This is a genomic window from Hymenobacter metallicola, from assembly GCF_004745645.1.
Taxonomy (GTDB): domain Bacteria; phylum Bacteroidota; class Bacteroidia; order Cytophagales; family Hymenobacteraceae; genus Hymenobacter; species Hymenobacter metallicola.
Genome location: NZ_SRMB01000005.1, coordinates 362,802 through 386,418 on the forward strand (window position 1 = coordinate 362,802; position 23,617 = coordinate 386,418).

The window sequence follows — 23,617 nt, forward strand, 5'->3', positions numbered from 1 at the left end:
CGTCCCAGATCCACCTGTGGGGCGCTTGCCCCGGCCCGGCCCCCCACCTTCGGACCGTACTTCAACCCCCACGAATACGGCCATGAAAATTCTGCTTCCGGCGTTGCTGCTGCTCGCCCCCCTTGCCCCGCTCCGGGCCCAGTCGGCCTGGACCGACCACACCCGCGCCCTACCCGACAAGCTCCGGCGCGTGCCGGTGGGCCTGCAGCTCTGGCACTCGCCCAACCCGAATTATCCCGAACCCAACACCGCTCAGCCCGGGCAGTTTGTGTGGAAGCACCGCACCATGCTGCGCAACGACACGGATCAGGAACTGGATATTGTGGAGTGCGGCAGCTTTATCTGGTACAGCGCCGCGGGCTGGCAGGCCAACCTGACGCAAACGCCCGCCGAGTTTGCCGAGCTATTCAATTGCCCCCAAGGCCGGCTGCGGCCGGGTCAAACCTACACTTTCGCCAAAAATTACCGCTACGCCCGCAGCGCCAACAGCCTCTACGGCGGCGACGCCCTGTGGTACATTCTGGCCAAAGACGCCAGCGGCCGGCTCTACAAGGGCATGGGCCTGATTGAAACCGAAGCCGAGGTCCAGGTTCCCGGGTCAGCCAAGTAATAAGCTCTCATCTCACGCCAGATAGTCTCGTCATGAAAACGTTTTTTGCTCTTTTGCTGACCTGGGCCAGCTTCGCTTTTCAAACCGCGCCCCTCGTGTATCAGGCCGACCCGGTGGCCAGCAAACTCACCTGGACGGGGCACGCGGAGGTGGGCTCCTGGGCGCCGGCGGGCACGGTGCAGCTGCGGCGCGGGCAACTGGAAGTAGTGGGCCACGCGCTGCGCAAAGGCCGCTTCGAGGTAGATATGCGCACCATAGCCCACTCCAATACCGACTTGCAACGCCACCTGCAGGGCACCGATTTTTTCGATGTAGCGCAGTTTCCCACGGCGGTGTTTGAATTGCGGGAAGTCGTAGGGAAGGAGGCCCTGGGGCAGCTTACCCTGCGCGGCATCACCAAGCCGCTGCGCTTCCCCGTGACCGTGACGCGCACGGGCCGCACGCTGCGGGTGCAGGGCACAGCCACCGTCGACCGGACCCAGTACGGGGTGCGGTTCAACTCCAGCTCGTTTTTTCAGAACCTGGGCGACCAGGCCATTCGCAACGACTTTCAGCTCACCTTCGACCTGGTGGCTACTGCCGGGGCTGGGCCGGCGCAGTAGGGCGGCATCTCCCACGTAGCGGTGTGCGTAGAGCCAGGATTAGCTATTTTCCCACCCGCCGGCTCACAAAATGGCCCCGGACCGGTTTACCTGCCGCAACCCTGACCACTCCGCCTCATGCGCACCATCAAGAAAATTCACCGCGCCGCCTATTCGCCCATCGGCGACCTGACTACTTATTCGCCGCTGCCCTCGCGCACCCTCGACCAGGTTGACCCCTTCCTGTTTCTGAATCACCACGGCCCCCAAACCTACCGTCCGCACAACAACGGGCTGCCCTTCGGGCCCCATCCGCACCGGGGGATGGAAACCGTCACCTTTATTCTCGACGGCGACATTATGCACAAGGACAGCGGCGGCCACGAAAGCGTGATTACCGCCGGGGGCGTGCAGTGGATGACCGCTGGCCGCGGCCTGATTCATGCCGAAGTATCGTCGTCCGAGTTTAAACAGCAGGGTGGGCCCCTGGAAATTCTGCAGCTGTGGGTCAACCTGCCGGCCCGCCTGAAAATGACCGAGCCCCGCTATATCGGCCTGCAAAAGGAAGACATTCCCAGCCTTACCCTCGACGAGGGCCGGGTCACGGTGAACCTGATTTCCGGCGACTGGCAGGGGCACCAGCCCGCTTTCGAAACCTTGTCGGAGGTGAGCCTGAACACGATTTTCTTCCAGCCCGGGGGCCAAATCGAGGTGCCGGTGCCCGCCGCCCACAATATTTTCTTCTACATCATCCGCGGGCAGCTCACCGTCAACGGGCAGGCGGTAGAGGCTCTGAACCTGGTCGAGTTCAACAACGACGGCGACGCGCTCCGCATCGAGGCCGGCCCCGAAAGCGTGTTGCTCTTCGGCCACGCCCAGCCTTTCAACGAGCCCGTGGTGGCCCAGGGGCCGTTCGTGATGAACACGGAAGCCGAAATCTACCAGGCCTACGACGACTACCGCCGGGGCAAGTTCGGGCAGTGGCAGCACTAATAGGGCAGGAGCCTTGTGGTTCTATGCAACGACGCCGTCCCCGGGTTTTACTTCTCCATTCGCTCAAACACCACGTAGCCGTGGGGCGGCAGGGGCAGCTTGGTAGCGGCGGCCAGGCGCAGGAGCTTGCCGGTGAAGACCTCCCGGTAGTTGCCCGGCAGCTTATCTTGTAAGGTGAGCTGTCGGCGCTGGGGCCCCACGTTCACGGCCACCAGTATGCCCGAAGCCTTTTTCTGCCGCGTGAAGGCGAATACGTCGGTTGAGTCGGGGGTGGGCAGGCTGGTCAACTCGCTGCACGGGTCGCCGTTGAGCAGGGCCGGGTGGTCCTTTTTAAGCGTGAGCAGCTTGGTGTAGAAGTTTTCCAGCGGGTAGTTGCCCCAGGCAATTGTGTCTTTATCGAAGAAGGCCAGGCGTTTGGTCAGACCAGCTTCCTGGCCGGTATACACCATGGGCATGCCGGGCAGCATGGCTGCCAGCACCGCCATGGGCAAGACGTTGGGGCCTAAACGCTCGTACTCGCTGCCGTCCCAGCTGTTGATGTCGTGGCTGGAAGTAAAGTTCATCAGGTAGACGCTGCGGGGATACAAGCGCCGTTCCCGGGCTAGGTAAGCATTGATATCGTGGGCGGGGCGCTGGCGGCGGGCCACGCTGTCGAGCACGTCGTGCAGGCGCAGGCCGTAGGTCATGTCGAAGGCTTTTTCCAGCAGGTGGGTATTGGGATCAAACTCGCCGGGCTTGAGGAAGGTGGGCGGGAACAGCTCGTCCCACTCGGCCAGCATAAATACCGGCTTGATTTTCTCCAGCTCGGCCCGGGTTTGTTCCCAGAACGGCGTAGGCACCAGGCCGGCTACGTCGCAGCGGAAGCCGTCGAGGTTGGCCTCGCGCACCCAATAGGCCATGCTTTCCCGCATGTACTCTTGTAGCTCGGGTTTGCTATAGTCGAGGTCAATGACGTCCTGCCAATCGGCCACCGGGGGCCGAAACCGGCCGTCGGCGCCTTTGGTAAACCAGTCGGGGTGCTCCTGGGCCAGCTTGCTGTCCCAGCTGGTGTGGTTGGCCACCCAGTCCAGAATGACGTGCATGCCCAGCTTGTGGGCTTCAGCCACCAAGTGCTGCACATCAGCCATCGTACCCAGCTCCGGGTTTACGGCCCGGTAGTCGCGGATGGAGTAGGGGCTGCCCAGCTTACCCTTGCGGTGTTGCTCACCAATGGGCTGAATCGGCATCAGCCACAGAATGCCCACGCCCATTTTCTGCAGGCGGGGCAGGTGGGCTTCGAAGGCCCTGATCGTGCCCTCGGGCGTGTACTGGCGGATATTGACTTCGTAGATACTGGCCGTACGGGCCCATTCCGGGTGCTTGACGGAATAGGCCGCCGGAATGTCGGCGCAGGGTTGGGTGGCCGAGTCCGCGGAGTTGGAAGTGCAGGCCGCCAGCAGCAAACCAGTGCCGAGCAGGGCCGAAAGAAGACGGTAGCGCATGCGGGCAAATACAGGTTTTTCGGCCAAAGTCAGGACCTGTTCCGCCGCCACCGGCTTGCTCTACCCTTCAAGCCCGAGTAGCCGATAGACAATGGAGCCGCCACAAAAAAAGCCCCGCCAGCTACCGGCGGGGCTTTTTTTGTTCTAGTAAGGCTGCTCAGGCGCTGGCCTGGCCCAGCTCCGCTATGTCTTCCGGGCTGAGCTGGAGTTCCGTGGCTTGCAGCAACTCGGTGACCTGCTCGGGGCTGGTAGCCGAAGCAATGGGAGCCGTGAGGCCGGGCTGGGCCATAATCCAGGCCAGGGCCACCTGGGCGGGCGTGGCCTGCTGGCGGGCCGCCACCGCGTCGAGCGACTGAAGAAGGCGCAGGCCTTTGTCGTTGAGGTACTTCTGGCCCACGCCCCCGCCCCGGGCGCTTTTTTGCAGGTCGGCCTCCGAGCGGTACTTGCCCGTGAGGAAGCCTGCGGCCAGGCCGTAGTAGGGAATTACGCCGATGTTCTGCTCCTGCACCAAGGGCCGCAGGTGCTGTTCGAAATCGGCCCGGTCGTAGAGGTTGTAGAGGGGCTGCAGGGTTTCGTAGCGGGGCAGGCCGTGCTTTTCACTGGCTTGCAGGGATTCGCGCAGGCGCTCGGCCGTAAAGTTGGAGGCCCCGATGACGCGCACCTTGCCTGCTTTCACCAGTTGGGCATACGCCTCCAGGGTTTCCTCGACCGGCACGGTGGGGTCGTCCTTGTGCGACTGGTAGAGGTCGATGTAGTCGGTTTGCAGGCGCCGCAGGGAGCCTTCCACGGCCCGCAGAATGTAGTTTTTCGCCAGGCCTTTGTTGTCGGCATTCACTTCCCAGCCTACTTTGGTGGCAATAACCACGTCGTCGCGGCGGCCGCGCTGCTTGAGCCACTGGCCGATGATGGTTTCGGATTCGCCACCCACGTGGCCGGGCACCCACACCGAGTAGCCGTCGGCGGTGTCAATAGCATTGCCGCCCCCGGCCACAAAGGCGTCGAGGATACGGAAGGAAGTAGCCTGGTCGGCCGTCCAGCCAAAGACGTTGCCACCGAGAACCAGGGGAGCAATAGAGAGGTCGGAGCGACCCAGAGGACGAGAGGAGGTCATAATATTAAAAAAAGACTATGCAGTGAAGAGTGCGGCCGAATTCGGCGGCAGCGTAGTAGTACTGTTGGCGCCGCAAATTGTTTTATTGGGCTGACTTGGCTGCGGGGTAATCCGTTCGTAATCAGGGTGGAAGGGAAAGAAGGGTAGGTTTTGTGTTCGTGCTGCTGATAAAAATTGCAGTGGCGCAGCGACTTTCGAATAGAATCTGCCGTACAATTTCTCTAGTTGTCACGCTTAAGGATGCTTCCCATGACCAAACATGGTTTTCTGCTGCTCGCCCTGGTACTAAGTTTTAGCGCTGCGCCGGTAGCGGCCCAATCCGGCAAGGCGGTTCGGAGTGCGGCGGCCGGGGGCAACACGCAGTACCTGGTGCTGCTCAAAAAAGCCGAACAGCTTCGGCAGGCCGATCTGGAAACCGTGGCCACTATCCGGGCCGGGCACGTGGCCCACTTGCAGCAGCTCACCCAGCAAGGGCGCCTCACCCTGGCCGGCCGCTGCCCGGGCGCCGACAGCGCGCTGGGGGGCATGTATATCCTGCGGGCCGCCAGCTACGAGGAAGCCCGCCGCCTCACCGAAACCGACCCCGCCGTGCAGGCCGGCAGCCTGACGATGGAAATCTACCCCTGGGAGAAGCAGGACTTGGGCAAACGTCCTTAGTGGGCCGCGGCCCGGCAAAGTCCACTATCTTGCGGCGGGCTGCTACTGCTGCTGGTTTGGCCCAGCTGCTGCCCGGGCGGCTTGCCCCGCTGTAACCTTTCTTTTTCGTCTGCTGCCTGATGCGTATTCTGGCCTTGTCTGTCTTGTTGCTGCTGGTTCGGCTGAGCGCCCACGGGCAGGCGCTTACCGAGCGGGATTTCAAAAAGTATTTCGACAGCTACGGCCTGCGCGGCTCGTTTTTGCTCTACGACCAGAAGGCCAACCACTTCACGGCCTACGACGTGGCCCGCTGCAACCAGGGTTTTCTGCCCGGCGCCACCTTCGACATTGCCAATACGCTGGTTGGGCTCGAAACGGGCGTGATTCCCGATACCAGCCACGTGTTTGCCTGGGACCAGACCAAGCGCGAAAACGAAGCCTGGAACCAGAATCTGCGGCTGCGCCAAGCCCTGCGCCTGCAGTGCCTGCCCTGTATGCAGCAAGTCGCGCAGGAAATAGGCGTGCGCCAGTATCAGCAGAGCTTGCTCAAGCTCAAGTTCGGCCAGATGGTGGTGACGCCCGAAGTGCTGCAAACCTTCTGGCTGGGCGGCGTTTCCCGGATTTCGCAGTTTCAGATGGTCAATTTCCTGCGCCACCTCTACGAGGAAAAGCTGCCGCCTGCCCCCCGTAACCAGGCCCTGACCAAGCAACTGTTTCGGCTGAAAGCCACGCCCCAATACAAGCTCTACGGCACCAGCGGCCACACCCTGCGGGCCAAGCTGACCAATGGCTGGTTTGTGGGTTGGCTGGAACAGGGCGGCAACGTCTATCTGTTTGCCCTGAATGCCGAGCCCAAGGACGGCAAGCCCGCCGACGAAAAGTTTATCGGTGGCCGCCAGGCCATTGCCGAGCTCATTCTGCAGGATCTGGCCCTGCTGCCCAACTAAGCCGGGGCGGCGGCGGCGTATGCCAATGCTTTACCTTGTCTTCACCCGATGAAATGGAATGTGCGAGAATGGCTGCAACGCTACGGGCCGGCCGAGGTGCTGTCGATTCTGGCGACGCTGGCAGCAGCTGGCCTCACCTTTCAGCTCACCGGTAGCTACGTGAGTACGGCCCTGGCGGGCACCTGGGCCGGCAACGCGGCGTATTTTGGCTACATACTGGCCCTGGATATTTGGCAGACGCGGCGGCAGCTGCGGGCGGCGGGCCGGGCCTACTCTGCCCACACGCTGGGGCGCAACCTGCGGGCCTTGGTCGTGGAGTTTGGCCTGGCCGAGGTCTTCGACAGCCTGCTGATTCGTCCGGCCCTGATGTACTACCTGCCCAAGGCAGTCGGCAGCTTGTCGGGCGGCATTCTGCTGGCCAAAATCCTGGCCGACGTTACTTTTTACGTGCCCGCTATTGTCAGCTACGAGCTGAGCAAAAAACGCCTGCGCCGCTTCTAGGTCCCGGGCTTTTTTCCTTTATCCCCGGTTTAGTTTCGGAGCACTACCAGCCGCTGGTGCTGGCCGTGCATTTCGGCGGTGTATACCCCACTGGGTACCGGGTTGCCGCTGGTATCAGCGCCGTTCCAGGTCAGAGTGTGAGGGCCGGCCGGCTGCGCGGGTAGGCTAAACGTGCGTACTACCTGGCCTTGGGCAGTGCGGATCAGCAGGGAGTAGGCGCCGGGCGTGTGCACGGAGTAGCGCAGCTCGGTGCTGCGGCTAAAAGTTGAGCTGCTGGGTGCTTCCAGGGTCAAGGGCTCCGGGGGGGCGTTGGTAACCACCGCAGTTGCCAATTGCAGGCCTTGTATCGTTACGGTCACGGGCTTTTCAGCCTGCGTAAAGCGTAGGCGCAGGGTCTGGCTGGTTGGCTCAAACTGCCAGTCGGTAGCGGCCAGGGCTTGCCCGTTGAGGGTAGCGCCGGCGGGTGCTGCCGTGACGCGGGGTATTTCCAGCGTGATGGTGCGGTGGGCCGGAGCGCCGGGGTAGCCGTTGCCGCTCTGGCGTACCTGTACCGTTGTGCGCCCGCGCCCCACCTTGCCGGTAAAGGAAAGCAGGTGGTAAGCCGGGTTTTGCGCGGTGAGAGTCGTTTTGCCGTCGTCGTCATACAGGGTAAAGCTCGACTCGGGCGCCGATTCGTCGGCGTAGAAGCGCACCCGCAGCGTGTCGGTGCGGTACTGGGCCGTGGTGGGCACGTAGGGCCCCGTGGGCAGAAAAGCGCCGGCCCGCACCAGCAGCGGTAGTTGGGCCAGGGGCGCCGCCACGCCCACCGTCTGGTTGCCGCTAAAGGTGAGGTGGGAGTAGAAGTCAATCCAGCGGCCGGGCGGCAGCACCACATTGCGCCGCCGCTGGCCGGGTTGCACCACGGGAGCCACCAGCAGGTTGGGCCCCAGCAGGAACTGGTCGTTGACGTTGGTCAGGGCCGCTGTGTTGTTGGCCCGGTGCAGGCGTTCCTGCCGGGCCAGCAGACGCTGGGTGCCCCAACTGGAGGAGGCTTCGGTGTTCCAGTTCCAGGTGGGCACGGGGCGGGCTGCCTGAATAATGGCCGGGTTTTGCTCTTCTTCCGCCAGCAGCATCTCCAAGGACTGCGGGTCGAGGACCGTTTCGCCGTAATGCATGGGCCGGGCCAGGGGCGTGCCGGTCTGGGCGTTTTCCCAGGCCAGGGTATAGAGGTAGGGCAGCAGCTCGTAGCGCAAATGCGCGTAGCGGCGCACGATGCTCTGGTGCGGCTCGGGGTAGGCGTAGGGCTCGGGCGCTACCACGCCGTGGGGCCGCATAATGGGGCCGAGGCTGGCCATTTGCAGCCAGCGGGTATACAGTTCGGGGTCGATGGTGGAACCCGCAAAGCCGCCCGCGTCGGAGTGCATGTAGCCCACGCCGCCCAGGCCCATGCTGAGCATAATCGGGACCTGGGCCTGCAGGCCGGACCAGGAGCGGCTCACGTCGCCCGACCACGGGAACACGCTGAGGCGCTGCAGGCCCGCCCAGCCTGAGCGGGCCAGGTTGAAGAGGCGCTCCTGCGGATACTGTCGGGCGTAGCCTTCGGCCAGAATGCCGGCCCAGGCCTGCCCGTAGGCGTTGTGAATGCGCCGCGTCGGGCCCAGGTCGTAGTGCATGTCGGCGGGCTGGTTTTCCGGTTCGCCCAGGTCGCTCCACCAGCCGCCCACGCCGTCCTGCTTCAGCCGGTCGTACTGCTGCCAGAGCCACTGCCGGGCCGGGGGACGGAACATATCCAGCAGCGTCGCCGGCCCGGCCCAGAACGACTCGACCGTGTAGGGCCGGCCATTCCGGTCCCGGCCCACCAGGTTCTGGCTCCGCACCAGCGAGTCGTTCCGGGAGGTGCGCATCACGTAGGGCTCGGTAATCAGCACGGTTTTCACGCCGGCCGAGTCGAGGCGGCGCAGCATCCGCTTCGGGTTGGGAAACTGCTCGGGCTGCCAGCGGAAATCACCCTGCCGGGTAGTACCCCCAAACCAGTACAGGTCGAGCACCAGGGCATCGAGTGGGAAGCCGGCCCGGCGCATGCGGGCGGCCGTCTGATACATCTCCTGCTCGGTTTTGTAGCCGAAGCGGCTCTGAATCAGGCCCAGGGCCCAGCGTGGGGGCAGGGGCTGCTTGCCGGTCAGGGCGGTGTAGCGGGCCAGAATTTCGGCGTAGGAGCCGCCCGTAATGATAAAGTAGGCCAGGTTGTCCAACCCTTCGCCCCGGTATTCGAGGATGTTTTTCTCGGTGGCTCCCAGGTCGAGGGTGCCGGGCGCAGGAGTGTCAAAGAACAGCATATAGCCCCGGCTGCTGAGCACCGTGGGCAAGGTCAGGTTCAGCGTAGGCTCCCCGTTCTGGTAGCCGTAGTGGGCCTCGTTGTAGAGCATGAGCTTGCGGCCGCGCCGGTTCAGGGGCAGGGCCCGGGAGCCGGTGCCGTAGAGGTGCTCTTCGGGCGTGAGCTGAAACGAGACGCCCAGGCCCGCTGGCCCGCCGCCGGTAGTCAGCAGCTGAAAGCCGCTGCTGGCCTCGGTCGTCAGGGCTACCGGGCAGCGCTGATAGCCGATGCGTAAGGGGCTTTTCTGAATCACGACTTCGCCCGGACAATCGAGGTACCAGTGCAAGGCCGCTGGACTGTTGCGGAGGCGGGCCCCCACGTAGGGCTGGCCTTGCACGGGGCCGCCGTCCCAGCCTTCCCCTTTGCAGGAAGGGGCCAAGGACTGCGGCTTCTGCACCACACTCACGGAGGGAATGTCCTCCACCGGCTGCCCCGCCGGAAACTGCTCTACCCGCACCACGCCCTCGGCCCAGGGGCGGATGCGCAGCGTACCGCCGGTAGTAGTGCGGATACGGAGCGTGTGGGTGCTGTCGTCGTAGGTATGACTGCGGTAGTTGCCCAGGCCCCGGGTCGGGGCCTGGGCTTCGCGCCGCGGAAACGGGTCTTGCTCAGGAGCGCTGCTCACGCGCTGGGCCAGGGTCGATACACTCAGCAGAAACAGGCTCAGCAGGAGGCCGGCGCGGCAAAAAAGTGGAAGCATATAGCAGGGCAAGTGGGGGGCCGCAAGATACGGCCTCCGCTACCGGCTCTAGCAACGACCCGCGCACCCAGCCCGTAGAGAGTAGCTCAACCCCTCAATTCCTACGACCATGGCCCTTTCCTCCGACAACCTCAACGACCACCTCTATTCGACCAATCTGGCGCTGAGCGACCTGTTCAACAACCGCACCTTCGCCCACGACCCCAGCGGCCTGATTCCGATTTTGGACAGCTGGGGCCCACAGCTGCAGAACTCCACTAGCCCCGTGCTCCACACCGCCGCCACCGACCTGGGCCAGCTGAAAAGCTACCTGCAAAACGGCGACCGGGCCGGCGCCAGCACCCTGATGCAACATTTGGGCGAGCAGGCCTCCCGCGCCGCCAGCAACACCCACGACTGGGCCGGCCCCCACCTGCACAATGGCATCGGTGACCAGCTGCGCCACCTGGGCCAGCTGCTGATTATGGCCGCCGGCAACCTCAAATCCATGGTAGCCTAAGAGCTGCTTCCGTCTTGCTTTCCACCAAACCCCTACCTCATGGCCACGCCAACCGATAACCCCGAAAACCACCTCAATGCCGCCATCAACGTGTTGAATGGCAATATTCAGCAAGCCAGCACCGAAGGCCTGAGCAATATTCAGGACTGGATTCGCACCCTGAGCCAGAGCGGCGAAGCCGTGCACGCGGAAATCCTGCAGGAACTGCGCAGCCTGCAGCAGCATATTCAGAACAACGACGTCGACAGCATCGGCAGCTCCTTGTTTACCCTGGGCGAGCAGGTCACCGGCGCCGCCGACTCCCAGACCGAATCCATTGCTACCCGGCTCAACCTGCTGGGCCAGGCCCTGGCCAACGCCGCCCGCCAGCTTAAGCCCGCAGATCAGGCGTAGATTTCTTTTCGCCTTTCCGCCTGCAGCTGGCCCACGCGCAGCCGCGCGGAAGACCTTTCTCACCTGCGTAAAAAGCCCTTTCTCGTAGCATACGGGAAGGGGCTTTCTGGTACAAGGGCGGGGCGTACTTCGCAGAGGACGGATGGCTCCGGCTACCGCCTCGCAAGGACAGGTGAAAAAGGAGCTTCGCGGGTAAAGGGCGTAACTACCTGCGCAGCGGATGGGTTGACGCCGCTTGATGCGCGGAATGTCGTGCCGCCTCGCAAGGACAGAACAGCAAACGCACCACTTCACCTAATACCCCAGGGCTGAGTCGTCGCCGCGGGGGTCGGCGCCGCCTTCGAGGCGGCCGTCGGGCAGTACCCGGATGGCATCTACCCGGCCCCAGGCGTTGCGCGGGTTGATGCTGTAGCCGCGGCGTTGCAAGGAGTCCGTAACGGCCGGCGTCAGGGCTTCCGTTTCGGCGTCGATGCGGTCGGGTAGCCACTGGTGGTGCAGGCGGGGCGCGGCCACGGCCTGCTGCATAGTCATGTCGTAGTCGAGCACGTGCAGAATGGCTTGCAGCACGCTGGTGATGATGGTGCTGCCGCCGGGCGTGCCCACTACCATGTGCAGCTTGCCGCCCCGGGTCAGGATGGCCGGCGTCATGGAGGAGAGCATCCGCTTGCCGGGGGCAATGGCGTTGGCCGTACCGCCTACCAGCCCGTAGGCGTTGGGCACCCCGGCTTTGGCGGAAAAGTCGTCCATTTCGTTGTTGAGCAGAAAGCCCGCCCCGGCCACCACGACCTTGCTGCCGTAGGCCCCGTTGAGCGTGGTCGTGCAGCTCACCGCGTTGCCCTGGGCGTCCACAATGCTGTAGTGCGTGGTTTGGTCACTCTCGTAGGCGGGCAGCCCGGGGCCGGCCGTCACGGCTTTGCTGGGCGTGGCCCGGTGGGGCTGGGTGGTGGCCATGCGCTGCTGGTTGTAGTTCTTATCGAGCAGCTGGGCCACGGGCACCCGACCAAAATCCGGGTCGCCGAGGTAGGTGGCGCGGTCGGCGTACACGCGCCGCTCGGCTTCGGTAATCAGGTGCACCCCCGTGGGCGAGTGCCAGCCGGCCTGCCGCAGGTTGAAGGGTTCCAGCATCTGCAGCATTTGCAGCAGGGCCACGCCGCCGCTGCTGGGGGGCGGGAAGGTCGTTACTTCGTAGCCCCGGTACTGGCCGTGGAGCGGGCTGCGCCACTTGGGCTGGTAGGCTTTTAAGTCCTGCTTGGTAATGAGTCCTTTGCCGCGCTGCATTTCGGCGGTGAGCAAATCCGCGGTGCGGCCCTCGTAAAACCCGGCCCGGCCCTGGTCCCGGATGCGGGCCAGCGTCTGGGCCAGCTCGGCGTAGCGAATCGTGTCGCCGGGCTGCCAGGTGCCGTTGTCGGCGGCCAGGTAGGCCAGGGCTTTTTTAGGGTTGTACTTGAGAAAAATGGCCCGGTTGGCGTTCAGGCCAGTGGCTTCCTTGGCCGTGAGGGGCAGGCCGTGGGCGGCCAGGTCCACGGCGGGCTGCACCACTTCGGCCCAGGTCAGCTTGCCCAGCTTTTGGTGCAGGACTTCCATGCCCGCCACGGTACCGGGCACGCCCACGGCCAGGTGGCCGGCCGTGCTTTGGTCGGGCACCACGTTGCCCTGGGCGTCGAGGTACATGTCGCGGGTGGCGGCGGCCGGGGCGGTTTCCCGGAAATCCAGGGCGCCTTCCTGCCCGTCGGCCCCGCGGTAGAGCAAAAAGCCGCCCCCGCCAATGTTGCCGGCTACGGGCAAGGCCACGGCCAGGGCAAACTGCACCGCCACGGCCGCATCGTAGGCATTGCCGCCCCGGCGCAGGATGTCAAGCCCAATGCGCGAGGCGGCCGGGTGGGCCGAAACTACCATGGCTTTGGCGGCCGTGACGCCCAGCGCGGCGGGTACCGTAGCGGTGGGCGACGATGGGGTGGAAGCCCGGGAGCAGGAGAGCAGGGCCGCCAGGGCCACCACAGGAAGGCGAGTATTCATCCGGTGAAGATAGGAAAGCGGGCAAGGCCGCACACGGCCGGAACTAAAAAAGCCTGCTGCTCACGGCTTCCTTCGGGCTGTTGTATATTTTTATAATAGGTTAAAATCTACAACAAACCATGTTGTACGTTTTGCGAAATATGAAAAATAAACAACAGCGAGTTTGTCTTTTGGCCCCTCGCCCGCCAGGCGCCGCCCTCGGCCAGTTGAATCCTTGAAACCATTGCGGCGTACCGTTACCTTGCGCCGTCTGGCGGTAGCTCCGCCGGGAATCGTAGATTTGGCCCAAACCTCTCCCGTTGCTATGGAACCTTCCGCCCTGACTGCCGCCCCCGAGCCGCAACTGCCCCTGGTGCAAAATGACCCCTGGCTGGCGCCCTACGAACCCGTATTGCAGGCCCGGCAGCAGCGCCTGGAGCGGCGCCTGGCCGAAATAACGGCGCAGTGCGGCTCCCTGAGCAAGTTTGCCACCGCCCACCAGCGCCTGGGCCTCGTCTACGACGGGCGCCGCCGCGGCTACTGGTTCCGGGAGTGGGCCCCGGCCGCCACCTACTTATCCCTCACCGGCGACTTTAACAACTGGGACCGGGGCGCCAACCCGCTGCAACCGGGCTCCGACGGCGTTTGGGAAACCTTTCTGCCCGACAAGGACTACGCCGGCCGCCTGACCCACGGTAGCCGCTTCAAGGTGCACGTGGGCGCGGCCAACGGGGGCAAGGACCGGCTGCCGGCCACCCTGCGCCGGGCCGTGCAGGACGAGGACACCAAGGACTTCGCCGGCCAGGTGTGGCGCCCCGAAGCCCCGTTTGCCTGGACCGACCAGAAATTCCGCATGCAGAACTACGTCCGGGAGCCGTTCATCTACGAGGCCCACGTGGGCATGGCTACCGAGGAGCACCGCCTGGGCACCTACCGGGAGTTTGCCGAAAAGGTACTGCCCCGGGTGCAGGCGCTGGGCTACAACTGCATTCAGCTGATGGCCGTGATGGAGCACCCGTACTACGGCTCCTTCGGCTACCACGTCGCCAATTTCTTTGCCGCGTCTTCCCGCTTCGGCACGCCCGAGGACCTTAAGCACCTGATCAACGAGGCCCACAACCGCGGCATTGCGGTACTGCTCGATGTGGTGCATTCCCACGCCGTGAAAAACGAAGCCGAGGGTCTGGCCAACTTCGACGGCTCGGGCGGGCAGTATTTCCACGAAGGGGCCCGCGGCAACCACCCCGGCTGGGACTCCAAGCTCTTCGACTATAGCAAGCCCGAAGTGCAGCAGTTTCTGCTTTCGAACCTGCGCTACTGGCTCGAGGAGTTTCACTTCGACGGCTTCCGCTTCGACGGCGTGACCAGCATGCTCTACCACCACCACGGCGAGGGCGTGGCTTTCGGAAGCTACGACCAGTACTTCGGGCCCGACGTAGATGAAGATGCCGTGCTCTACCTGCAACTGGCTACCACGCTGGTGCACGAGCTCAAAAAAGGCGCCCTGCTCATTGCCGAAGACATGAGCGGCATGCCCGGCCTCTGCCGCCCCATTCAGGAAGGCGGCATCGGCTTCGACTACCGCCTGGGCATGGGCATTCCCGATTACTGGATCAAGCTGCTCAAGCACAAGCGCGACGAGGACTGGAACCTGGGCGAGCTGTGGTACACGCTCACCAACCGCCGCCTGGGCGAGAAAACCGTGGCCTACGCCGAAAGCCACGACCAGGCCCTGGTCGGCGACAAAACCCTCGCGCACTGGCTCATGGACGCGGCCGTGTACCATAACATGCACCGCGACGACCCCAGCGACATCGTGGCCCGGGGCCTGGCGTTGCACAAGATGATCCGGCTGCTGACCCTGGCTTTGGGCGGCGAAGCCTACCTCAACTTTATCGGCAACGAGTTTGGTCACCCCGAGTGGGTTGACTTCCCCCGCGAGGGCAACAACTGGAGCTACCAGCACGCCCGCCGCCAGTGGTCGTTGGCCGACAACCCCGACCTGAAGTACCAGTACTTCCAGGCCTTCGACCAGGCCATGATAACCACGGCCCGGCAACGCCGCCTGCTCTCGGCCCCGCCAGCCAAGGAGCTGAATCAGGACAACACCAACCAGGTCCTGATTTTCGAGCGGGCCGGCCTGATCTTTATCTTCAACTTCCACGTGAGCAGCAGCATTTTCGATTACCGCTTCTTCGTGCCCCAGCCCGGCCGCTACCGCATCATCCTCACCTCCGACGCAGCTCAGTTCGGCGGCTTCCAGCGCGTGGATGACTCCTTGACCTACGAGACCTTCCGGGAAGATGAAGTCAACAAGCTGAGCTTGTACGTGACCAACCGCACGGCTTTGGTGCTGGCCCGGGTATAACAGGGTGTTAAAGCAGTCCGATGAAAGATATGCTACTGAGTGCTGTGCTGCTAGTAGCAGGATGTTGCTGCCTCTTTATTCTGGTGAAGGTAGCAGTTGCAAAAGCGCGGTTTGTTCAAGCATTACAGAAAGCAAACAGTCAGATGGAGGCTAACGAGCAAGTGGCAGATAGCTGTGGTGTTACTAGCTCTTTATACGAGCTGGAGGTAAATTTTCTGCGTGATGAAAAAGTGCTGATACTAGAAGCTTACCGAAGCACCGCAGCATACGATTCACTTATAGAATCCTATCATCTGCTGCTAGTCAAATGGTTGATTTGCTTTGCGGCCTCGGGTATGGTTATGATGGTCGCCTTACTGGCAGTAGTTGACCTCTCGTAGCCTTCTTGGCCCCGGATACTTTTGCAGCAAAAAAGGCCGTCGGTACCGACGGCCTTTTTTGTTGCTCCTTAGCTCAGCTTTTTGCCCGCGCTAATCAGTTCAATGGACTCCTTGATGCGGCGCAGGCGGGTGTCGGGCTTTTTGGCCCGCTCTATCCACTGCACGTACTCGCGGCGGTAGGGGTAGGGCAGCTGGTCGAACTTGGTCCGCCAGCCCGACTGCGCCAGGGCCCGCTCCAGATCCTGTGGTAATTCAAACGAGGCTTCCTCCGTGTCGAGCTGCACTACCACGTCGACCTCGTGGCCCCAGGTTTTGTCGATGGCCCGGCGGATCTGCTTGCCCACGGGCAGCATGTACTCGCCGTCGGCGTTCTGCACCAAGGTCAGGCGGAAGGGAAACCCGTCGATGGTGCCGCGCACGTGAAACGGGGGCTTCTGCTGGAAGGTCTCGCCGGGCGCGAAGGGAATCAGAATCTGCACGCCACCGTCGGTGTCATCCAGCTCCAGGGCGGCGGTAAAGCGTTGTTCGAAAGAATCGGACATGAAAAAGGGAATGCTGTGGGGCGCGCCGATTAGGTGCGGGGAGTCACATGGGTCAATGCGTCGTTGATGGCGGCCGTGTCGTCGGCATCAACTACCCGAATTCGGGTCGCGGGAAGATTGTAGAAGGAAGCCAGGCGCTGGGCCACGGCTTCCGTGTGGGCCAGCACCAGGTCGGCCCGGCGCAAAGTTAGGCGTTCCAGCTCCAGAATCCAGCCCCGGTCGGCGGGCGAGTCGCGGTCGGCGGCCAGGGACTGCACGTGCACGACCAGGGGGCGCCCCGTGGCCTGGCGAATTTCCAGCGCCGCCAGCCAAGCCGGCCAGGCCGCGGCATAAATCACCCCGAACGGCTGACTCACGGCCAAGGGCGTGGCAAACCGGGCGTACTGAATTACGCGGAAGTTTAAGTCTGCGTCCTCGCCCGAGCTGTCCAACGATTGCAGGGCTTGCACCAGCGAAACCTGGGCCGCGGCTTGTTCGGTAGCTGGCGTGGCGGCTACCGGCTGGCTGCTCGGGGCCGGGGCGGCCTCCGAATCGGCGAGAGTCAGGTTGTCTGCGGTCTGGTGGGTAGCGGCGGCCTCGTCCGGACCGATTTCGGCCGTGGCTTCGGCAAACTCGTCCTCATGCAGCAAACCTGGGCTGGCTGTTGCAGTATTGGCCGGCGCCAGATCGGTGGGAGGGGGCGTGCCCGGCGTCGCGGGAGCGGCCAGGGCCACGGCGGTGCCGGGCAGCGTAGCGGCAGCAGGCTGCCAGCTGTTTGGGGGCGGCATGCTAGCGCCGGCGTAGGGGGCGGCCGGGGCCTGCCACGAGCTGGCGGAGGCCGCTGGGCGGGTAGTGGCCGCTTGGGCCAGCCGGGCCGCACTCAGCAGGTTGAGGCGAATAATTTGGTCGGCCGACGTCAGCGCGGCCGAATCGGGTAGGCGGGGTACAATGGCCGACACGGGCGTGTGTTCGGCCAGCTGCCGCGAAAATTCCAGGGCCGGCGTGACGGAGGCGGCCGCCTGCGCCGCTTCATCCCAGCCCAGCAGTAACACGTTGAGAGGAGGATGTTCCATGAGAATCAGGCGGGTAGCGCGGAAATAGAAGCGAAAGAAAAAGGGCTTGCAAGGGCCCCTAGCAGGTTTTCAGGCGTTGGAACGCTAATGTTAGGCAAATTTCGCGGGAATCGTTTTTACATTGCAGGCTTAATTGTTGGGCTTCCGGCTGGGCCGGAGCTATTTTGCCTACCTCTCCCCACACGACACACCCAATGGCCGACTCCGTTCAGGAAAATAATTACATGATTAATGACCTGGCCGCCCGGGGGAAGCAGGAGTTCTTCCCCGGCCAGGTGCTTTCCTGCTCGCAGCAGGGCAGCGACTTCCTCTTTACCTGCGACAATGGCGTGCAACTTAGCGTGCAGGTCATTACCGACAAAATTCTGCGCTTCCGCTACGCCACCGAAGTGGGCTTTGCCGCCGACTTCAGCTACGCCGTGCCCGCCGACCAGCCCCGGGCTGCCCTGGAGTTTCTGGAGTTTCGCGAGAAGCCCGACCACTACCGCATCACCACCGAGCGTCTGATCTGCACGATCAGCAAGCTCAACACCGCCGCCCGCATCCTGGACCGCTCCGGGACGCTTTTGTCGGCCGACGAGAAGGGCTTCCACTGGGAGTACGACTACGAAACCGGCAACGACATCGTTAAGATGAGCAAGCAGGTGCAGAGCGGGGTGCACTACTACGGCCTGGGCGACAAGCCCGACAACATGAACCTGCGCGGCAAGCGCTTCACCAACTGGGGCACCGACACCTACGGCTATACCAAGGGCTCGGACCCGCTCTACAAGAACATTCCGTTCTACCTGGAGCTGCAGCAGAAGATTGCCCACGGCATTTTCTTCGATAACACCTTCAAGGCCTCCTTCGACTTTGCCGCCGAGCGGGCCGACGTGACCAGCTTCTGGGCCATGGGCGGGGAGATGAACTACTACTTCATCTACGGCCCCACCCTCACCGAAGTCACCCAGGAGTACACCCGCCTGACCTGCCCGCCCGAGCTGCCGCCGCTGTGGGCCCTGGGCTACCACCAGTGCAAGTGGAGCTACTTCCCCGAAAGCAACTTCCGCAGCATCGCCAAGGGCTTCCGGGAACGGAAAATCCCCTGCGACGCGCTGTATCTGGACATCGACTACATGGACGGCTACCGGTGCTTTACCTGGAGCCCTACGCACTTCCCCGAACCTAAGAAAATGGTCAGGGAGCTGGCCGAGGATGGCTTCAAAACCATCGTCATCATCGACCCCGGCATCAAGATTGACCCCAACTACAGCGTGTATAAGGAAGGGCTGGAAAATGACTACTTCTGCCGCCGCGCCGACGGGCCCCTGATGAAAGGCTCGGTGTGGCCCGGCCTGTGCAACTTCCCCGACTACACCCGCCCCGACGTGCGCGAGTGGTGGGCGGGCCTGTTCAAGGGCCTGATTCAGGAGGATGGCGTGCGGGGCGTGTGGAACGACATGAACGAGCCGGCCGTGTTCGAGAAGGGCACCTTCCCCGACGACGTGCGCTTTCATTACGATGGGCACTCGGCGTCCCACAAAAAGGCCCACAACATCTACGGCATGCAGATGGCCCGGGCCACGGCGGCGGGTGTGAAGCAGTTTAGCTACCCCAACCGGCCCTTTACCATCACCCGCAGCACCTACGCCGGCGGGCAGCGCTACTCCTCGGCCTGGACCGGCGACAACATCGCCAGCTGGGAGCACCTGTGGCTGGCCAACATCCAGTGCCAGCGCCTGAGCATCTCGGGCTTCAGCTTCGTGGGCTCCGACGTGGGCGGCTTCATCGACACCCCCGACGGGGAGCTGTACGTGCGCTGGGTAGCCCTGGCGGCCTTCCACCCGTTCTTCCGCACCCACAGCTCTGGTGACCACGGCGACCAGGAGCCCTGGAGCTTCGGTGAGCAGTACCTCGACCTGGCCCGCGGCTTCATCGAGTTGCGCTACCGCCTGCTGCCCTATATGTACACCACCTTCTGGCAGTACGTGCAGGATGGTACGCCCGTGCTGCGGCCCCTCACGTTTCTCGACCAGAACGACACGGAAACCTACCTGCGCATGGCCGAGTTCAGCCTCGGCGACCACCTGCTGGTGTGCCCCATCACCCAGGCCGGCGCCGACGGCCGCTGGATGTACCTGCCCCGCGGCGACTGGTTCTACTACTGGACCGACGAAGCCAAAACTGGTGGCGCCGAAGTGTGGGCCAGTGCCCCCCTCGACCGGATTCCGCTGTTCGTGAAAGCCGGCGCCGTGATTCCGATGTACCCGCTGATGCAGTACGTGGGCGAGAAAAAAGTGGAAGAGCTTACCCTGCACGTGTACTACAAGCAGGGCTCGGAAACCAGCGTGGTGTACGAGGACGGGGGCGAAGGCTACGGCTACCAGCAGGGCCAGAGCACCACCCGCCGTTTTACCGTAACCGGCACCGCCGCCAGCCTGACGCTTACCCAAACCATTGAAGGAGACTATCAGCCCAGCTTTACCACCTACCGAGTGGTGTTTCACGGGTTTGGAGTAGGACAGGCCACTGCCGATGGCCAGGAAACCGCCGTAGCGGAAACATCGGAGCAGGGACTGGTTCTGCCACAGGTGCTGGTGGCCAGCAACTTTACGCAGATAGTGGCTACCCCTTTAAAAGAGGAAAAAGCTAGCTAGCCACTTTGTATTCGAGTCCGGTAGCCCCTTTGTCAGACTTCTGGCAAAGGGGTTTTTTATTTGACCAAGCACCGCGACAAAAGGATGAGTTTACGCTGCTTGGCACCGGGTTGATACTGCCAAAAGCAGGATTGGTGTAATAAATTTCAAGGGCCGCTGCGCCGTCACTACGTTTGTATCATCCTACTACAAGATAGTATTTGTGATATAGATAGAAGGGTTTATTTATAGAGTGATTCAATAAAATACAGGTTGCTATTTTAATTATAATAGGTAGTCTGATGCTGCCGGTATTATGTGATAGTTAGGTATTTATTTTTAGTTGATTAATTATTAGTTTATTGTATTTGTTATTTTATTGAAAGCCAACTCAGGTTATCTGAGTTGGCTTTCTCTTTTTAGGGCACTTGCAAACGAGAAGTGAACCCTCCTACGGTGAACTCGGATACATCTCCCGGATCCGAAACCTCGAATCGGGAGGCGTATAGGTGATGCTAGTGGCTTATAGATAGCGCAGCAGCCTTTCGGCAGGCCAGGCTGCGTCTTTGGGGCAGCTACCACAACTACTGCTACAGCTGGTCAGTAGCATCATCGGATTGGTCCTGACAAAGTACGGGTTGGTGTAATTTATTTTCGTTCGAGGAGGAGCTATTCTATGTTTGTATCATCAGAACGGCGAAATAAACCGGTGCTGTTAAAACAGGGTTTTTAAAAGGATAGGTTAAGCGTCGATTACTTATATTTTATATTATTGCGAGTTTATATTTATTAGCTGTATTCGTTATTTTATTTTTATTGTTATTTAAAAAAAAGAACCCGACACTGGCAGGTCGGGTTCTTTTTTTTGTCCTGGTTGGTTCAATGGCCGCCTGTTTACAGATGCTTCCGGATGTAGGCATACACTTCCGGATTAGAAAGCAGACCGGCGTGGCTTTGCTGCGCAAATACGCGGGTGTGAATCTGGGTGTCGGGCGGCGGGGCGGGGTCGCCGAAAATGCGGCCGACGGCACTCCCAGCGCCCACCAGACCATCCCCAAAATAGTGGTGCAGGGCCGAGCTCGCCGTTTTGAGCAGCGACCCCACCAGCACGTGATACGGAACGCCGGGCAGGGGCGGCACTACGGTGCGGGGTGGCATCAATACGTCGTCGGCGTGCGGGCTTTGCCAGTCCTGGTCGACCAGCCAGGCGTGGCGCAGGTCCTTGATGCCGTTGCTGCGCTGGTCCATGGCTTTGCTCAAAAAGCGCGTGGGGGCCACATTTATTTTGCGCAGCATTACGGAGGTCAGGTGGCTGTTCTGCTCCAGAAACGAACCGTCGTTGGGCACGCCCAGCAAAAAGACCGACCGTAGCCGGGCTACCCACGGGGCCGGGGCCGTCGGGCCGTGGGTGCCGTAGTAGCCCGCGCTGCGAATGACGAGTCCTCCCATCGAATGGCCCACCAAGACCAACTGCTCCACGGCGTCAGGGTGGGTCGTTAGCAGGTCGGTGAGCAGGTGGGAAAGCAGCTGGCCGTTTTGGGAAATGTGCAGGCCGCTGTTGTAGCGCACGTACAGGCAGCGCACCCCGGCCTCGCGCTGCAGCAGCGGTCCGTAGCGGGGCGTGTCGGGGGTGCCAGTCTGCCAGATCATTTCGTCGCCCATCAGGCCGTGCAGAAACACCACCGTCGTCAGGGCCGGGCCCGGCAGGTGCAGGTCGGCCACGGCCACGTCGGCGCCGAGCTGGCGGAAGCTCATTTGGATAGCCTTGGGGTCCTGACGCGCCGCCAGCTGGTCGCCAATAGCCCCGTTTAGAATAGGCAGGGTAAAATGGCGGTAAGCCTGCCCGGCCTGGTAGAGGTAGTCGAGGCCCTGGACCGGAAGCGAAGCCGCCCTTCGCGCGGCGGCCGAAAAACGGCGCCAGCGCGAAGGGCGGTCAGCAGAGTCACCAGCGGGGGTGGATGGTTCGGTCACGGAATCAGAAGTTTGTGCACTACGGGGCCTTCGGGCGTATTAAGACGAAGTGTGTACACGCCGGCCCGCTGCCCCCGCAAATCTACGGTGCGCGGTCCAGTTGCGTTGGCCGGCGCTGCGGGCTGCTGCAGAACGGTGCGGCCCGTCACGTCCGAAACGGTGTAGGCCGCGCCAGTCCAGCTGGCTTCCCGCGTGGTGCTGAGCGTAAACAGGCCGTCGGCGCTAGGGTTCGGATACACCGTTACGGCTGCGTTGCGGGCCGCATCCACCGTCGGCGTTGCCGTGCCGGTCATTACCACGTCGTCGATGAACAATACTGTGCCGGCCGTGGGCGTCGACTGGGTGCCGGTCACGAACAGAATCCGGATAGAGTCGGGAGCAACGGACGACTGATATTGTAGGGGCACCGTGCTCAGAGTGTAAGAGGAAGTTGGGGCCAGCTGAATTACTCCACCTGCTACAACGTTGGACCGGGCGCCGTCCCATTTGGTGAGCACCACCTGGGCCCCGGCGGCATCGGCGCTAGTGGCCGGAACCGTGAGCTTGTAGTAGAACTGCATGCTGGCCGGCCGGCTTGTGAAGGGGATGCCACCCGGAAAATCAGCGTCAATATTGGGGCTGGTGCCTAGACCCAATACGCCGGGGAAGGTGACGTCCAGCAGCGTGTTGGTTTTGCTTTCCAGCCGCGCTGCGTAGGTGCCGGCGTGCTTGTCGGTGGAGCGGGTGGTAGTACCGGCCGCCAGGGGGAAACCCGAGGAAGCCAGCACATCATCAAAGGTAAACCAACCGGCCGGCGCCAGGCTGATTGCCCGGGTTTCCCAGGTTTCCAGTGTGCCATTGGGAAGAGCCTGCGCCTGGGCGGCCGACAAGGCCAGCAGGCTGCTGAGGGCCGTGAGGCCAATTCGTACAAATTGCTGTTTCATAGCGTAGTGTGAAAAAGGGTTCGGATACAAGGATGTGTAAACGAGCAACATAGTTGCCAGCGGGGCAAAGGTAGGAGGCCCGCACCGACGACACTATCACATATTCGGGGGAGGTGAGACGGGCACTTTGGGCCGGATGATGCCATAGAGCAAGCCCAGCAGCAGGCCCGTGAGCAAGCCGCCCAGGTGAGCTGCATTATCCGTAGTGCCAGTGCCGCGCAGCCCCGCCTCCAGCTGGCTGGGTACCAGCAGCAGAATCAGCCAGAGCAGGCCGTAGCGCTGCTGCCGGCTCAGGGGCACGGCTCCGGTAACGGCCAGGGCCAGCAACAGGCCATACAAGCCGAAAATAGCCCCCGAAGCGCCCACCGAGTTTACGCCCGCCGCGTGCCACCACAGGCTGGCCAGGCTGCCACCGACCCCGCAGAGCAGGTAGAGTAGCAGCAGGCGGCCCGGGCCTACCAACGACTCGGTAAGCCGGCCCAGAAACAGCAGAGCCAGGGAATTGAGCAGCAAATGCGCCAGCCCGCCGTGCAGAAAGCAACTGGTCAGCAGGCGCCAGGGCTGGCCGTGCAGGGTCAGGGGCGAAAAGTTGGAACCCCAGGCCACGAGTATACTGGCCTGGGGCTGAAACAAATCGGCCCCGCCCCCGACCATGGCCCCAAACACGAGCAGGTTGAGCAGCAGCAGCAGCGGCGTGACATAGTAAGTAGCTGTAGGCCCGAAAAGCCGTTTCACAGAGTCGGCGGCCAGCCGATACCAGGGCTCATCGGCGGGGCTGGGCGCGGGCGGTGGGGGCGGGGGGCTAAGCTCGGTCGGGACCAGGCCCCGGTGCTGTAGCTCCCGCACGGCGGCTTCGCCCAGCGCGGGCGGGTAGCGGCGGGCATTCTGGGCAAAATACAGCAGCTCGGCGTCCGTTTTCTGGGCAAAAAGCTCGCTTAGGGTAGGACTGGCAGCCATAATGGA

Annotated in this window: 20 protein-coding genes; 11 read left to right on the top strand and 9 right to left on the bottom strand. The window is 62.7% G+C overall.

The window, feature by feature from the left end; translation table 11 throughout:
• The first annotated feature begins 82 nt into the window (after positions 1-82).
• The 3 genes from E5K02_RS22260 to E5K02_RS22270 all read left to right on the top strand — a co-directional run bounded on the left by E5K02_RS22260 (position 83) and on the right by E5K02_RS22270 (position 2,184).
• Entirely contained in the window at positions 83-610 is a 528-nt protein-coding gene (locus E5K02_RS22260; RefSeq protein WP_135398108.1) for a hypothetical protein, read from the top strand.
• Between the two features lie 32 nt (positions 611-642).
• Positions 643-1,212 (top strand): YceI family protein, encoded by a 570-nt coding sequence (locus E5K02_RS22265; protein ID WP_135398110.1) that lies wholly within the window; start codon positions 643-645, stop codon positions 1,210-1,212.
• A 117-nt stretch (positions 1,213-1,329) separates the two neighbouring features.
• Positions 1,330-2,184 (top strand): pirin family protein, encoded by an 855-nt coding sequence (locus tag E5K02_RS22270; RefSeq protein ID WP_135398112.1) that lies wholly within the window; start codon positions 1,330-1,332, stop codon positions 2,182-2,184.
• Between the two features lie 47 nt (positions 2,185-2,231).
• Here E5K02_RS22270 and E5K02_RS22275 read toward each other — a convergent pair whose 3' ends face one another.
• A complete protein-coding gene (locus E5K02_RS22275) occupies positions 2,232-3,665 on the bottom strand; it encodes an alpha-amylase family glycosyl hydrolase (protein WP_135398114.1) in 1,434 nt (477 codons plus the stop codon).
• 157 nt (positions 3,666-3,822) lie between these two features.
• Positions 3,823-4,776 (bottom strand): aldo/keto reductase, encoded by a 954-nt coding sequence (locus E5K02_RS22280; protein ID WP_135398116.1) that lies wholly within the window; start codon positions 4,774-4,776, stop codon positions 3,823-3,825.
• A gap of 249 nt (positions 4,777-5,025) precedes the next feature.
• On the opposite strand from E5K02_RS22280, the gene E5K02_RS22285 reads away from it, so the two are divergent.
• From E5K02_RS22285 to E5K02_RS22295, 3 genes are all read left to right on the top strand, one after another.
• Entirely contained in the window at positions 5,026-5,433 is a 408-nt protein-coding gene (locus E5K02_RS22285) for a YciI family protein (RefSeq protein ID WP_167856542.1), read from the top strand.
• Positions 5,434-5,552: 119 nt separating this feature from the next.
• A complete protein-coding gene (locus E5K02_RS22290; protein ID WP_135398120.1) occupies positions 5,553-6,359 on the top strand; it encodes a class D beta-lactamase in 807 nt (268 codons plus the stop codon).
• A 48-nt stretch (positions 6,360-6,407) separates the two neighbouring features.
• The gene (locus E5K02_RS22295) at positions 6,408-6,860 is read left to right on the top strand and encodes a hypothetical protein (RefSeq protein WP_135398122.1); all 453 of its coding nucleotides are present in this window, start codon (positions 6,408-6,410) and stop codon (positions 6,858-6,860) included.
• 29 nt (positions 6,861-6,889) lie between these two features.
• Here the strand turns inward: E5K02_RS22295 and E5K02_RS22300 are convergent, their stop codons facing one another.
• Positions 6,890-9,913, bottom strand: coding sequence for a TIM-barrel domain-containing protein (locus E5K02_RS22300; RefSeq protein ID WP_135398124.1), 3,024 nt, complete (start codon positions 9,911-9,913; stop codon positions 6,890-6,892).
• Between the two features lie 109 nt (positions 9,914-10,022).
• Between E5K02_RS22300 and E5K02_RS22305 the strand changes: the two genes are divergently transcribed.
• Together E5K02_RS22305 and E5K02_RS22310 are read left to right on the top strand one after the other, a co-directional pair.
• Positions 10,023-10,412 carry a hypothetical protein gene (locus E5K02_RS22305; RefSeq protein ID WP_135398126.1) on the top strand — a complete coding sequence of 130 codons (390 nt, stop codon included), beginning with the start codon at positions 10,023-10,025 and terminating at the stop codon, positions 10,410-10,412.
• Between the two features lie 39 nt (positions 10,413-10,451).
• Positions 10,452-10,805 carry a hypothetical protein gene (locus E5K02_RS22310; protein ID WP_135398128.1) on the top strand — a complete coding sequence of 118 codons (354 nt, stop codon included), beginning with the start codon at positions 10,452-10,454 and terminating at the stop codon, positions 10,803-10,805.
• A 294-nt stretch (positions 10,806-11,099) separates the two neighbouring features.
• Here the strand turns inward: E5K02_RS22310 and ggt are convergent, their stop codons facing one another.
• Positions 11,100-12,821, bottom strand: coding sequence for a gamma-glutamyltransferase (gene ggt / locus E5K02_RS22315; protein WP_135398130.1), 1,722 nt, complete (start codon positions 12,819-12,821; stop codon positions 11,100-11,102).
• Between the two features lie 304 nt (positions 12,822-13,125).
• Here ggt and E5K02_RS22320 point away from each other — a divergent pair, with 304 nt between their 5' ends.
• Complete coding sequence (locus E5K02_RS22320; RefSeq protein WP_135398132.1) at positions 13,126-15,168, top strand: alpha-amylase family glycosyl hydrolase; 2,043 nt, start codon at positions 13,126-13,128, stop codon at positions 15,166-15,168.
• A 20-nt stretch (positions 15,169-15,188) separates the two neighbouring features.
• Positions 15,189-15,548: a hypothetical protein gene (locus E5K02_RS22325; protein WP_135398134.1), complete on the top strand. Its 360-nt coding sequence runs from the start codon at positions 15,189-15,191 to the stop codon at positions 15,546-15,548.
• A 68-nt stretch (positions 15,549-15,616) separates the two neighbouring features.
• Here the strand turns inward: E5K02_RS22325 and E5K02_RS22330 are convergent, their stop codons facing one another.
• Positions 15,617-16,090 carry a YdeI/OmpD-associated family protein gene (locus E5K02_RS22330; RefSeq protein ID WP_135398136.1) on the bottom strand — a complete coding sequence of 158 codons (474 nt, stop codon included), beginning with the start codon at positions 16,088-16,090 and terminating at the stop codon, positions 15,617-15,619.
• 29 nt (positions 16,091-16,119) lie between these two features.
• Positions 16,120-17,142 (bottom strand): glycosyltransferase, encoded by a 1,023-nt coding sequence (locus tag E5K02_RS22335; protein ID WP_135398138.1) that lies wholly within the window; start codon positions 17,140-17,142, stop codon positions 16,120-16,122.
• 194 nt (positions 17,143-17,336) lie between these two features.
• On the opposite strand from E5K02_RS22335, the gene E5K02_RS22340 reads away from it, so the two are divergent.
• Positions 17,337-19,781 (top strand): glycoside hydrolase family 31 protein, encoded by a 2,445-nt coding sequence (locus E5K02_RS22340; protein ID WP_240737404.1) that lies wholly within the window; start codon positions 17,337-17,339, stop codon positions 19,779-19,781.
• Positions 19,782-20,654: 873 nt separating this feature from the next.
• Here E5K02_RS22340 and E5K02_RS22345 read toward each other — a convergent pair.
• The 3 genes from E5K02_RS22345 to E5K02_RS22355 form a co-directional block, all read right to left on the bottom strand.
• Positions 20,655-21,731, bottom strand: coding sequence for a lipase family alpha/beta hydrolase (locus E5K02_RS22345; RefSeq protein WP_135398140.1), 1,077 nt, complete (start codon positions 21,729-21,731; stop codon positions 20,655-20,657).
• A complete protein-coding gene (locus E5K02_RS22350) occupies positions 21,728-22,654 on the bottom strand; it encodes a T9SS type A sorting domain-containing protein (protein WP_167856543.1) in 927 nt (308 codons plus the stop codon). Before E5K02_RS22350 ends, E5K02_RS22345 begins: the two co-directional genes overlap by 4 nt.
• A gap of 96 nt (positions 22,655-22,750) precedes the next feature.
• Positions 22,751-23,611 (bottom strand): rhomboid family intramembrane serine protease, encoded by an 861-nt coding sequence (locus E5K02_RS22355; protein ID WP_135398144.1) that lies wholly within the window; start codon positions 23,609-23,611, stop codon positions 22,751-22,753.
• Between the last annotated feature and the right edge of the window lie 6 nt (positions 23,612-23,617).